Origin of the sequence: Kribbella sp. VKM Ac-2571 (genome assembly GCF_004362255.1) — a bacterium.
GTDB classification, from domain to species: domain Bacteria; phylum Actinomycetota; class Actinomycetes; order Propionibacteriales; family Kribbellaceae; genus Kribbella; species Kribbella pratensis.
In genome coordinates, this window is sequence record NZ_SNWS01000004.1 from 83,221 (window position 1) to 95,432 (window position 12,212).

Annotated in this window: 11 protein-coding genes; 8 read left to right on the forward strand and 3 right to left on the reverse strand. The window is 66.3% G+C overall.

What is annotated here, in order from left to right:
- Nucleotides 1-3 precede the first annotated feature (3 nt).
- The 3 genes from EV651_RS10780 to EV651_RS10790 form a co-directional block, all read right to left on the reverse strand.
- Nucleotides 4-1,224: an NRAMP family divalent metal transporter gene (locus EV651_RS10780; RefSeq protein WP_133784731.1), complete on the reverse strand. Its 1,221-nt coding sequence runs from the start codon at nt 1,222-1,224 to the stop codon at nt 4-6.
- The gene (locus EV651_RS10785) at nt 1,221-1,604 is read right to left on the reverse strand and encodes a hypothetical protein (protein ID WP_133784733.1); all 384 of its coding nucleotides are present in this window, start codon (nt 1,602-1,604) and stop codon (nt 1,221-1,223) included. Before EV651_RS10785 ends, EV651_RS10780 begins: the two co-directional genes overlap by 4 nt.
- A 62-nt stretch (nt 1,605-1,666) precedes the next feature.
- The gene (locus EV651_RS10790) at nt 1,667-2,134 is read right to left on the reverse strand and encodes a MarR family transcriptional regulator (RefSeq protein WP_133784735.1); all 468 of its coding nucleotides are present in this window, start codon (nt 2,132-2,134) and stop codon (nt 1,667-1,669) included.
- Between the two features lie 120 nt (nt 2,135-2,254).
- Between EV651_RS10790 and EV651_RS10795 the strand changes: the two genes are divergently transcribed.
- The 8 genes from EV651_RS10795 to EV651_RS10830 all read left to right on the forward strand — a co-directional run.
- A complete protein-coding gene (locus EV651_RS10795) occupies nt 2,255-5,230 on the forward strand; it encodes an FAD-binding and (Fe-S)-binding domain-containing protein (RefSeq protein ID WP_133784737.1) in 2,976 nt (991 codons plus the stop codon).
- A complete protein-coding gene (locus EV651_RS10800; protein ID WP_133784739.1) occupies nt 5,227-7,029 on the forward strand; it encodes a thiamine pyrophosphate-requiring protein in 1,803 nt (600 codons plus the stop codon). The genes EV651_RS10795 and EV651_RS10800 overlap by 4 nt, the downstream gene beginning before the upstream one ends.
- A complete protein-coding gene (locus tag EV651_RS10805; RefSeq protein ID WP_133784741.1) occupies nt 7,026-8,117 on the forward strand; it encodes an enolase C-terminal domain-like protein in 1,092 nt (363 codons plus the stop codon). The genes EV651_RS10800 and EV651_RS10805 overlap by 4 nt, the downstream gene beginning before the upstream one ends.
- A gap of 72 nt (nt 8,118-8,189) precedes the next feature.
- On the forward strand, nt 8,190-9,383 hold the full coding sequence (locus EV651_RS10810) for a serine/threonine-protein kinase (protein WP_133784743.1): 1,194 nt from the start codon (nt 8,190-8,192) through the stop codon (nt 9,381-9,383).
- Between the two features lie 184 nt (nt 9,384-9,567).
- Nucleotides 9,568-9,771, forward strand: a complete 204-nt coding sequence (locus EV651_RS10815) for a DUF6458 family protein (protein ID WP_238156804.1) — start codon at nt 9,568-9,570, stop codon at nt 9,769-9,771.
- A gap of 16 nt (nt 9,772-9,787) precedes the next feature.
- Complete coding sequence (locus EV651_RS10820; RefSeq protein WP_133784747.1) at nt 9,788-10,015, forward strand: hypothetical protein; 228 nt, start codon at nt 9,788-9,790, stop codon at nt 10,013-10,015.
- A 67-nt stretch (nt 10,016-10,082) separates the two neighbouring features.
- Entirely contained in the window at nt 10,083-11,183 is a 1,101-nt protein-coding gene (locus EV651_RS41325; RefSeq protein WP_166658573.1) for a hypothetical protein, read from the forward strand.
- A 6-nt stretch (nt 11,184-11,189) separates the two neighbouring features.
- The coding region (locus tag EV651_RS10830) for an SRPBCC family protein (RefSeq protein ID WP_133785297.1) at nt 11,190-12,212 on the forward strand (1,023 nt) is incomplete at its 3' end.

The following is a 12,212-nucleotide window of genomic DNA, read 5'->3' on the forward strand; positions in this document are numbered from 1 at the left end:
CCGCTATTTGAGCTCGCCCATGTGGGTTACCAGCATCAGGACCGGGCCGGCGACTGCGACGGTGCAGACGACGGCGTACGACAGCCACGCCATGGGTCTCGCGACGATGCCGCTGGCATGCTCGCCCATGACCTCGCGGTCCTGGGAGGCGCGGACGATCGGGTAGAACGACAACGGCATCGCGACCGCCGACGCGATCACGGCGTACTCGGTCAGTTGCAGGGGGTCGACCCGGGTCTGCACGATCGCGAATCCGATCCCGGCCGCGGCGAGCATCGTCGCGAACCAGCGCGGCGCACCGCGGATGCCCTTCGACTCGCCCCAGGTCCACCTCTGGTGCTGGGCGAGGGCGTAGCCACAGGAGAACGCACTGTCGATGGTCGCCCCACCGATCGCGGCGAACGCGCCGATCGCTGCCGCGTAGAAGGCGATCGGCCCGAGCTCGTGCAGGACTTGCTGGAGCACGGTGGCGAGGCTGTCCGGGGTGAGTTGCAGCGGCATCAGTTGCTGCGCGGCGACTACGGTCAGGGAGGCGGCGATCAGGCCGCCGAGCGGGAAGCCGAGACCTGAGTTGGCGCGGTTCACCGGCAGGTCCTTGGTCGTCCACTTCTCCTCGATCGCGCCGGAGGAGTAGAAGTAGATCTCGTACGGCATCATCGCCGCGGCCGTCATGCCGACGACGAAGTACCAGTACTGCGGGCCGCCGCCGCTCGGGATGAGCCCGCGGCCGATCTCGTGCCAGGCGGGCCCGTGGTGGATCGCGGCGACCAGATAGACGACCAGCCCCAGACCGAGGTAGCCGAAGACACGCTCGATCATGCTGAACGACAGCAGCAGACTGGAGGCGACGATGATGAGCAGACCGACGAGGGTGAAGAAGCCTTCGTTCCAGCCGAGGAGGTAGTGCAGCAGCAGGCCGATGCCGCCGAGTTCGGCGGACAGCGTGATCAGACAGACCGCGAGACCGGCGACCAATGTTGTCGTGGACAGCCATCGTGGATAGCGGTCCCGGACCAGATCGAAGTTCGCCTTGCGGGCGACGATGGCGACCCGGCCGCTCAGCTCCGCGAGCACGACGCTCACGATGACGCCGACCAGGATCGCCCAGAGCGTGCGGTAGCCGAAGAGGGCGCCGGCCTGGCTGTTGAACACGAGTTCGCCGATGTCGACGAATCCGCCGAGTGCCGCAATGATGCCGAGGGCAACACTGAGCAGCCGCTTCATGACGTCATCCGGGCCGCATCGGCAGCGAGTCGCTGCAGCGTCGCGCGGGCGTCCTGTGCGACCGAGACGTCGTCGGGCCGGATCGCGATCGCTCCGAGTGCGGCACCGATCTGGTCGGCGAGTTGCTGCAGGTCGTCGTACCGCGGGAGCCGCTGGTCGTAGACGTTCTTCTGGATCTGCGCGGTGTCGTCCTGGAGCTCCTGTGCGTGTGCGCGGGCGAAGGTCGAACCTGCGCGGCCGGCGACGATCTCGCCGGCCAGGACGGCGCCGTCCGTGGCGTCACTCTGCAGGCTCTGCGCGTTGATCTGCACGCGATCGGCGGTCGACTCGCAGCCGGTCACCGCCAGGAGACATCCGAGGCACAAGGCAACGACCTTCATGATGCTCTGGTGCCCACCCTGAAACGCAATGCATCAGAAGCGACACTTACGGTGCTGCGGTGTTACAAGGACTCAGGGACCGAGTACCCAGCGGCTGGTTCGTTGAGTCGCTGAGCTGCTGCGGCGAAGCTGGCGATGCCGATGCCCAGGGCGGCACGGTCGTCGGCTGGCATTGAAGTCAGCACTTCGTTGATGCGGGTTCGACGGGCGCCGCGCACGCGGTCGAGCGCGCGGCGGCCGCGGGCCGAGAGGGTCAGCCGGAGTTGGCGGCGGTCCTCGCGATGGGTTCGCCTGAGGAGCAGGCCATCGTCGACCAGGCGTGTTACCAGGCGGCTCGCGAACGGCTTCGAGAGCTCGAGTGCGGCCGCGAGGTCGCTCAGATTCATCGGCTCGTGCCGGTCCACCGTGAGCAGCACCCGGACCTGCAGCACCGACAACTGGCCGGATGCGGACAACGCTTGCAGTGTCAGTTCGACCATCGCCAACGACGCGGTCTCGATGCTCACTGCCTGGCCGTCATCGTCGCTCACACCCTCGACTGTACCCGAACTCCGCCAATTGTTGCCGAAAGACAACAGTTGATTTTCGGCAACCAAGCGCGTTTCCGACCACCTGCTGCGGGTGCCGGCGAATGGTGGAGAGGAGCGTCCATGAACTCGGTCAGTGAAACTCGCATCACCTCTGGGGTGACGGATGAGCTGGCGGCGGCCCTGCGGGAGTCGGTGGATGGTGAGGTGCGCTTCGACACGGGTTCGCTGGCTGCCTATTCGTGTGACTCGTCGAACTTCCGCCAGATCCCTCTCGGCGTTGTGGTTCCGCATTCCGTCGACGCGGTTGAGGACGTGGTGGCGGTGTGCCGGCGCTTCGGCGTACCTGTGCTTTCCCGCGGCGGTGGTACGAGCCTGGCCGGACAGGCGACGAACGCGGCCGTGGTGATCGACTGGTCGAAGTACTGCCACCACGTCGTGTCCGTGGATGTCGAGGCGGCGACCTGCGTGGTCGAGCCGGGGATCGCGCTCGATGATCTGAACGGTGTACTTGCCAAGGACGGCCTCATGTTCGGTCCTCGTCCTTCGACGCACCAGAGCTGCACGATCGGCGGCATGGTCGGCAACAACTCGTGCGGGGCTACCGCGCAGGCGTACGGCAAGACCGTCGACAACGTTGTCCGCCTGGAAGTGCTGACGTACGACGGCGAACGTCTGTGGGTCGGTCCTACAGCTGACGACGAGTACGCCGGGATCGTCGCCGCAGGCGGGCGCCGAGCAGAGATCTATCGGGCGATGCGCGAGCTGCGCGACCAGTACCTGGCCGACATCCGGACGGGTTATCCCAAGATTCCTCGGCGCGTATCGGGCTACAACCTCGACTCGCTCCTCCCCGAAGCGGGATTCGACCTCGCCAAGGCGCTCGTCGGCAGTGAGGGCACGTTGGTGACCGTCCTTCACGCGGAGCTGAGCCTCGAGAAGGTGCCGGGCCACAAGACGATGGTGGTGCTCGGCTACCCCGACATCCAGTCCGCCGGTCGGGCGGTCAAGCGGATCCTCCCGCATCGCCCGTGGCAGTTGGAAGGCATGGACGACGTACTGATCCAGCTCGAGAAGGCCGAACACCTGGCGGGGAAGGCGATCAGCCAGCTGCCGGAGAGCCGCGGCTGGTTGATGGTGCAGTTTGCCGGAGCCGACGCGGACGAGCCCCGCGATGCCGCTCACAAGCTGATCGCGGAACTGCAGGACGGCCCAGACGCCCCCGCGGTGGAGTACCTCGACGACCCGGGCCGCGAGGCAGAGTTGATCGAGGTTCGAGAAGCCGGTCTGGGTGCTACCGCGCACCCGGCGGCGAAGCACGAGACCTGGGAAGGATGGGAGGACTCGGCCGTCGATCCGGCCGACCTGGGTGACTATCTGCAGGACTTGCGTGACCTGCTCAACGAGTTCGGTTACGACGATTCCGAGACCGCCCTGTACGGGCACTTCGGGCAGGGCTGTGTCCACACCAGGATCCCGTTCGAGCTCCGTACCGCTGATGGGATCGCGCAGTACCGGCAGTTCATGGAGCGAGCGGCCCGGCTGGTGGTCAGGTACGGCGGTTCGCTGTCGGGCGAACACGGTGACGGGCAGTCCCGCGGTGAGTTGCTGAAGGTGATGTTCGGGCCCGAACTGGTTGCCGCATTCGGTCAACTGAAGGCGATCTTCGATCCGGACAATCGAATGAATCCGGGCAAGGTGGTGGATCCGAATCCGCTCGACTCACACCTGCGGCTGGGTACGGCGTTCGCGCCGGCTCCGTTTTCCACCCACTTCTCGTACCCGAAGGACGACGGCCGGTTCGCCAAGGCCGCGATGAGATGTGTCGGCGTCGGCAAGTGCCGCAAGTCGACCTCGGAAGGCGACGGCCAGGTGATGTGCCCGTCGTACATGGTGACGCGCGAAGAGGAACACTCACCGCGCGGCCGCTCCCGGTTGCTGTTCGAGATGGTCAGAGGTGACGTCATCCCGGACGGCTGGCGATCGACGGCCGTCCGGGATGCCCTGGATCTGTGCCTGGCGTGCAAGGGCTGCAAGGTCGACTGTCCGGTGAACGTCGATGTCGCCACGTACAAGGCCGAGTTCCTGTCCCACCACTACGCCCATCGGCTGCGGCCGCGGTCGCACTACTCGATGGGCTGGCTGCCCCTCTGGGCGCAACTCGCCGGCAGAGCACCACGCGCGGTCAACGCAATGTCCCAGCAGCCTGTCCTCGCCAGCGGCATCAAACGTCTCGGTGGTGTTGCGCTGCAGCGCGACATCCCGCGGTTTGCGGAGCAGCCGTTCACCGCCTGGTGGCGAGCGCGGCAACGGAAGGCGGGGGCACCGCGTGGGCCGGTCATGATCTGGCCGGACACGTTCAGCAACTTCTTCCACCCTGCGATCGGACGAGCCGCGGTGGAGGTACTGGAGGCTGCCGGCTTCGAGGTCCAGGTGCCGGACAAGCCGCTCTGCTGCGGCCTGACCTGGATCTCGACGGGTCAACTCGGGGTTGCCGGGCGCCTCCTGCGCCGGACAGCCAAAGTCTTGCGGGATCCGTTGCGCGCAGGTGTCCCGATCGTCGGACTGGAGCCGTCGTGTACGGCGGTCCTGCGCGCCGACGCCTACGAACTGCTGCCCAACGACGACGACATCCGCAGGTTGTCCAAGCAGACTTTCACCTTGGCAGAACTGCTCCAGCAGCGAGCGGCCGACTGGCAACCGCCGGCCATGAGCGCATCGGCGATCGTTCAGACACACTGCCATCAGCACGCCGTCATGGGGGCGGATGCCGACGCGGACGTGCTGCGCCGCGCCGGTGTACGGGCCGAGCAACTTCAGTCAGGCTGTTGCGGACTGGCCGGGAACTTCGGCTTCGAACAAGAGCACTACGACATCTCCATGGCCGCCGGTGAACGGATCTTGCTGCCCCGGGTGCGAGCGGCCGACCTGACGACGGTCGTACTGGCTGACGGTTTCAGTTGCCGTACCCAGATCGAACAGGGATCGACCGGGCGGTCCGCCGTCCACCTCGCGGAGCTGCTTGCCGCCGGTCTCGCCCGGCAAGAGCTCGGCCGCTGTCCAGAACGCACGATCGCCCACCGACAGGAGGAATCATGACCCGCACGGTTGCCGACGAGGTCCTCGATCGACTGCGTCAGTGGGGCATCAGCCATGTTTTCGGGTACGCCGGCGACGGCATCAACGGACTGCTCGCCGCCTGGCAACGGGCCGGCAACGAGCCGCGGTTCATCCAGGCCCGCCACGAGGAAATGGCGGCCTTCGAGGCAGTCGGCTACGCGAAGTTCACCGGCAAGGTCGGCGTCTGTACGGCGACCAGCGGTCCGGGCGCCGTACACCTGTTGAACGGTCTGTACGACGCCAAGCTCGACCACGTGCCGGTCGTCGCGATCGTGGGGCAGACCGCACGCACCGCGATGGGAGGCAGCTACCAGCAGGAGATCGATCTGCTGACGCTGTACAAGGACGTCGCGTCGGAGTACTGCCAGCAGGTCATGGTTCCGGAGCAGCTGCCCAATGTGCTCGATCGAGCGATCCGGATCGCCGCGTCGCGTCGTACGGTGACCGCTGTCATCATCCCGGCCGATGTCCAGGAGCTCGAGTACACAGCTCCCGGGCACGCCTTCAAGATGGTGCCGTCGAGCCTCGACGTGAGCTGGGCGAAACCGGTGCCGTCCGAGGCCGATCTCCGGCGCGCAGCCGAGGTACTGAATGCAGGGGAGAAGGTCGCGATCCTGGTCGGGCAAGGCGCCCGAAACGCGGCGGCCGAGGTGACAGCGGTGGCGGACGCCCTCGGTGCGGGCGTGGCAAAGGCACTGCTCGGCAAGGACGTCTTGTCGGACGAGCTCCCGTGGGTGACCGGATCGATCGGGCTGCTCGGCACCAGGCCGTCGTACGAACTGATGACGGGCTGCGACACGTTGCTGGTGGTCGGGTCGAATTTCCCGTACTCGCAGTTCCTGCCGGCCTTCGACCAGGCGCGTGCGGTGCAGATCGACATCGATCCCACACTGATCGGAATGCGGTACCCGTTCGAGGTCAATCTCGTCGGCGACGCAGCCGAGACCTTACGCCGGCTTCTCCCGCTGCTCCGGGAGCGCTCCGACCGATCCTGGCGCGACGACGTCGAGTCCAAGGTCGAGCGTTGGTGGGAGGTCATGCAGCGCCGCGCGTACACCTCGGCCGATCCGATCAACCCCGAACTCGTCTTCCACGAGCTGTCGCCCCGGCTGCCCGATGACGTGATCGTCGCGGCGGATTCGGGCTCTGCCGCCAACTGGTATGCGCGGCACCTGCGGTTCCGCGGCAGCATGCGCGGTTCGCTGTCCGGGACACTGGCCACCATGGGACCTGGCGTTCCGTACGTGATCGGTGCGAAGTTCGGCAATCCGTTCCGGCCTTGCGTGGCCCTCGTCGGTGACGGTGCGATGCAGATGAACGGCATCAACGAGTTGATCACGATCGCGAAGTACTGGCGCGACTGGGACGATCCGCGGATGGTCATCGCCGTACTGCACAACAACGACCTGAACCAGGTCACCTGGGAGCTGCGGGCGATGGGCGGTTCGCCGCAGTTCCTGCCGTCACAGGAGTTGCCGGACTTCCCGTATGCGGGCTACGCGCGCGGCCTGGATCTCGAGGGAGTGCTGGTCAAGGGTCCTGACGAGGTCGGTCCGGCCTGGGACCGGGCGTGGGCCGCCGACCGTCCGTGCGTGCTGGAGTTCCTGACCGATCCGGCCGTACCGCCGATTCCGCCGCACGCCACCTGGGATCAGCTCGAGAAGGCGCTCGAGTCTGTCGTGCGGGGCGATTCCGACCGCGCCGACGTCATCAAGGAAGGTGTGAAGTCGAAGATCCAGGAGTTTCTGCCCGGTACGAAGGACAGGCCTTCCTCATGAGTGTCGGCGACATTTCGGTGTCGGCGTACACCATTCCGACGGACGCACCGGAGGCCGATGGAACCTTCGCCTGGGACAGCACGACTCTGGTGCTCGTGCAGATCAGTGCCGACGGCCGAACGGGGACCGGCTGGACGTACGGATCGGCTGCCTGCGGCACCGTGATCGAGCGGGATCTACGTCCGGTGCTTCGCGAGCGCGATCCGATGGACGTTGCCGGCGCCTGGTCGGCGATGGTCACGGCGATACGCAACATCGGCCGCCCGGGGGTGGCGGGTATGGCGTTGTCCGCGGTGGACTGCGCGCTCTGGGATCTGAAGGCGCGCATTCTCGACATGCCATTGCACCGGCTGCTGGGTCGCGTCCACGAGCGGGTTCCGGTGTACGGCAGTGGGGGATTCACGACGTACGACGAACGTGAGTTGAACGACCAGCTCAACGGGTGGGTCTTCGATCAACGGATACCGCGGGTGAAGATCAAGATCGGCGAGAGCGGCGGAACGAAGCGCGGACGCGATCTCGAGCGCGTTCGGCAAGCGCGCCGCGTGATCGGATCGTCCGCGGAGTTGTACGTCGACGCGAACGGTGCCTACACGCCGGGACAGGCGGTCAGGATCGGGCAGCACCTTGACGAGTTCGGCGTGCGCTGGTTCGAGGAGCCGGTCTCCAGCGACAGCCTGGACGGTTTGCGGTACGTCCGTTCTCGTCTGGGCTGCGACGTCACGGCCGGCGAGTACGGGTACGACCTCGCGTATTTCGAACGGATGTGCCGAGCCGGTGCGGTGGACTGCCTGCAGGTCGACGTCACGCGCTGCGGTGGCGTGACCGAGCTGCTCCGGACCGCAGCGGTCGCTGCGGCACACGGGCTCGACGTCTCCGGTCACTGCGCACCTCACCTCCACATCGCCGCCCTCGCCGCAGTTCCGAACCTGCGCCACCTGGAGTGGTTTCACGACCATGTCCGGATCGAGCAGATGCTGTTCGACGGCACCGCGGATCCACATGGCGGATCCGTGACCCCGAGCAACGCAGCCGGGCACGGCCTGGCGTGGCGCCCCGACGCGGCCGCGCCGTACCGGGTGATGTGAACTGCCCATCTGATACATGCCGTGTGTCGGTGCGGGTACTGAATTTCGGTGGCGCATGTAGAGGATCGACTGGTGGCGGGGCGGTACAGGCTGCATGACGTTCTCGGGCGGGGCGGGATGGGGGAGGTGTATCGGGCGACAGACGACGTACTCGGTCGGTCGGTGGCGGTGAAGGTGATGCGGCCGGTCGACGAGACGCTCGCGTGCCCTGAACGGTTCCTCCGGGAAGCGCGCGCATCGGCCCGGATTGTGAGTCCCCATGTCGTCGCGACGTACGACTTCGGCCGTGACGGGGACCTGTACTTCCTCGCGATGGAACTCGTGCAGGGCGGGTCCGTCGCCGACGAACTCAGAACCAACGGTCCGTTCTCGTCCGAGAGGGCGCTGGATGTCGTCCGGCAGGCCGCGGCCGGCCTGACCGCCGCCCACGCCCTGGGGATGGTGCATCGCGATGTCAAGGCGAGCAACCTTGCCCTGTCCGACGACGGGACGGTGAAGCTCGCCGACTTCGGCATCGTCCGATTTCTGGACGACGCCCCGACAACGATGACGTCCAACGGCCAGATCGTCGGGACGAGTCTCTATCTGTCGCCCGAGTGCGCGTTGGGCGAACCCGCTGAACCTGCCGGGGATGTCTACGCGTTGGGGTGCTTGCTGTACCAGCTCGTAGCAGGTCATCCGCCGTTCATGGGTGACTCGCCGTCATCGATCATGTACCAGCACGTGCACGCCGATCCGGTGCCGCCGAGTGGGCTCAGGCCTCAACTCACGAGTGAAGTCGAAGCCCTGATCTTCTGGATGCTCGAGAAGGATCCGAGCAGGCGTCCTACGGCAGCTCAAGTCGCCGCGGGAGCGCAGCCTCCACATCTAGCGGGTGACCTCGACACAACCGTCGTGCTGTCTCCAGTACGTCGACGTACGTCGAAGTCACTGCTGGCGGGTGCGGTGGCCGCGTTCGTATTGGCGGCCGTGGTAGCTGTTGGAATCGCGTTGGATACGCGAGGTGTAGAGCTGCCCGCGACGACGGAACTAGGGCCGACGCAGAGCAGGTCCGTTGCGCCTGAGGTCAAGCCTCGGGTGACACCGACTCCGACACGGACCAGCACTCCGGCGGTCACGTCTCGGCCGGAGCACAGGTCGAGCCCAGCGATCGGAGCGACGAAGCGAGCACCGAAGTCCAAGGTCTCTCCTGGGCATGGCAAAGGTGCGCCGAAGTCGAAGCACGACAAGCCACGGGCCGGCAAACCGAGGAAGCCCAAGGCGTAGCCCGGGCGCGACCGAAACCAGCAATTGAAATAGTCGTTTATTTGAACCGACGCGTAATGCATTCGTTTCAGCGCGCAAAGTAGGCGGTCCCGTAGCAGTTTTGTTGCAATTTGTGTTGGGTACCGCAGGCCTAATCCGAAATTCGGAACGGGGCGTGCCGTTAGGAGGATCCATGGGAATCGGTATGTCCGTATTCCTGCTGGCTGTAGGCGGAATTCTGTCGTTCGGTGTGTCGGACCGGATCAGCGGCGTGGACCTGACTGTTGTCGGGTACGTGCTGATGGCCGCCGGGGCGATCGGTCTCGCCGTGGTCCTGATGTTCGCCAACCAGCGGAGCCGGACCACGCACACGTCCGTCCACGAACGTCGCGACATCCGCGACGACTGATACGCCGGGAGTGAGGATGCCTGAAACGCACACGCGGCCCGAGCCGCGGGAGTTGATGCTGAACCTGTTGCTCGACAAGGTGGCGGAGCAACGATTTCCCTCGCTGGCGATGCTGGACCTGGTCGAATCCCTGCTCCAGCCGGACGAGGTGGAGATCTACGTACGGCTTCTGGTGCGCAGGATGCGTGAGGAGAACTATCCGAGCCTTCCGATCATGCGCCGGATCGTCGCGCTCACGGAGTAATCCATCCAACCGTTGCCTTAGGCCACATCGAGAAACCGCCGAGGGCGTATCACTGTAGGGAGAACCCATGAATACCACCGCCAAGGTGGCGGCTGCCGTCGCGAGCGGCTACCTGCTCGGCCGTACCAAGAAACTCAAGCTGGCGATCACGGTCGGCGGACTGCTGGCCGGTAAGCGGATCGCCACCGATCCGCGTGCCATCGTGCAGCAGTTGGCGGAGGTGGTCGAGCAGAACCCCGAGTTGTCGAAGCTGTCCGATCAGGTGCGCGGCAAGCTCGTCACCGCAGGCCGGGAGGCAGCTGTGGCGGCGGCGAGCAATCGCCTGAACCGGGTCAGCGACTCCATCCGGGACCGTACGGATCGCATGCTGTCGACGGGCGGTCGGCAGGGCGAGGACAAGGCCGGGGACACGGCCGATGACGAGGCCGAGGACGAGGAGCGGCCGAGGCGACGCAGGAGGCCAGGCCGACGTGCTGAGGGCGCACGTGGGCATCGCCGGAGCCGCGACGAGGACGATGCCGGGGGCGGTGACGATCGCGGGTCCGACCGCGGTGCGAGGCGCCGCGGTTCCGCGGACGGCGGAGCACGTCGGAGCGCGGCGGACGAGCGCTCGGGCGGCAGCACGTCCAGCGAGCGGTCGAGCCGGCGCTCGTCCGACGATCGATCGAGCGGACGCTCGGACGACGAGGGATCGAGCCGTGGTTCGTCCGATGGGCGATCGAGCGGACGCTCGGACGACGAGGGATCCGGCCGTAGTTCGTCCGATGGGCGGTCGAGTCGCAGTTCGGCCGGCGACGGGTCACGCCGTACCGGCAAGCGGACGGCCGCGCGGGCCGAGAGCAACAATGACTCGGGATCGAGCGCGCGGAAGTCGGCCCCGGCGAAGAAGACGGCCGGCAAGAGCACGTCTCCGGCGAAGAAGACCGCCAGCAAGAGCACGTCTCCGGCGAAGAAGACCGCCGGCAACAGCACGTCTCCGGCGAAGAAGACCGCGGCGAAGAAGAGTGCGCCTCCGGCGAAGAAGACGGCCGCGAAGAAGGCGACGGCGAAGAAGAGTACGTCTCCGGCGAAGAAGACCGCGGCGAAGAAGACCGCCGCCAAGAAATCCGCGGCCAAGAAGAGCGCGAGCAGGTCGACGGCCGGCTCGTCGGCTCGGAAGCGGGGGTGATCGGCGATGGCCGAACGATCGCGCGGCGAGGAACAGAACGGCTTCCGGTCGATCCTCGACGAGCTCCCGGTCGACCGGTTGAAGGGCGAGCTTCAGGACGCGCTCTCGGCTGCCGCGGAGCGCACGACCGAGGCTGCGACCGACAAGATCTCCAGCCTCACCGATCGGCTGATCGACATGGCGGCCGGCGGCGGTGTCACTGGTAAGGCGATGGCCGAGGGTGGAAAGGCGGCGGCCAAGGGAGGTTCACCGCTGCTCGGCGCGTTGAAGGGCGGATTCATGGGAGCCAAGGACAAGGCGTCAGAGATGCTGGGCGGTGGATCCGGCGGATCCGGTGGATCCGGCGGCAAGGAGAACCCGCTCAAGGCGACGACGATCATCGAGTCGATCGACGTCGGTGTACCGATCGATGTCGTGTACAACCAGTGGACGCAGTTCCAGGACTTCTCCGGCTTCATGAAGAAGGTCGAGCGGGTCGAGCAGAAGACCGACGAGAAACTCGACTTCAAGGCGAAGATCCTGTGGTCGCACCGGACCTGGGAAGCGACCATCATGGAGCAGGTTCCGGACGAGAAGATCGTCTGGCATTCGCAGGGTGAGAAGGGCCATGTCAACGGGACCGTCACCTTCCACGAGCTGGCACCGAACCTGACGCGTGTGCTCGTCGTACTCGAGTACTACCCGCAGGGCTTGTTCGAGCGGGTCGGAAACATCTGGCGTGCCCAGGGACGTCGGGCACGCGTCGAGCTGAAGCACTTCCAGCGCCACGTGATGACGAACGTCATCCTGCACCCCGACGACGTCGACGGCTGGCGCGGCGAGATCCACGACTCGCGGGTCGAGAGTGAGGCGGACGAGGGCGCCGAGGAAGAAGACGTCGACGAGGAAGCCGCTGAGGACGAGTACGACGAGGACGAAGAGCCGTCCGCTGAGGACGAGTACGACGAGGACGAAGAAGAGGAAGAGCCCGTCGACGAGTACGACGAAGAGGACGACGAGTACGACGAAGAGGGCGAGGACGAGGGCGAA

What these genes read in the sequence shown, in the direction of transcription:
- EV651_RS10780 (WP_133784731.1), bottom strand. Translation starts at nt 1,224, where the DNA reads ATGAAGCGGCTGCTCAGTGTTGCCCTCGGCATCATTGCGGCACTCGGC.
- EV651_RS10785 (WP_133784733.1), bottom strand. Translation starts at nt 1,604, where the DNA reads ATGAAGGTCGTTGCCTTGTGCCTCGGATGTCTCCTGGCGGTGACCGGC.
- EV651_RS10795 (WP_133784737.1), top strand. Translation starts at nt 2,255, where the DNA reads ATGAACTCGGTCAGTGAAACTCGCATCACCTCTGGGGTGACGGATGAG.
- EV651_RS10800 (WP_133784739.1), top strand. Translation starts at nt 5,227, where the DNA reads ATGACCCGCACGGTTGCCGACGAGGTCCTCGATCGACTGCGTCAGTGG.
- EV651_RS10805 (WP_133784741.1), top strand. Translation starts at nt 7,026, where the DNA reads ATGAGTGTCGGCGACATTTCGGTGTCGGCGTACACCATTCCGACGGAC.
- EV651_RS10815 (WP_238156804.1), top strand. Translation starts at nt 9,568, where the DNA reads ATGTCCGTATTCCTGCTGGCTGTAGGCGGAATTCTGTCGTTCGGTGTG.
- EV651_RS10820 (WP_133784747.1), top strand. Translation starts at nt 9,788, where the DNA reads ATGCCTGAAACGCACACGCGGCCCGAGCCGCGGGAGTTGATGCTGAAC.
- EV651_RS41325 (WP_166658573.1), top strand. Translation starts at nt 10,083, where the DNA reads ATGAATACCACCGCCAAGGTGGCGGCTGCCGTCGCGAGCGGCTACCTG.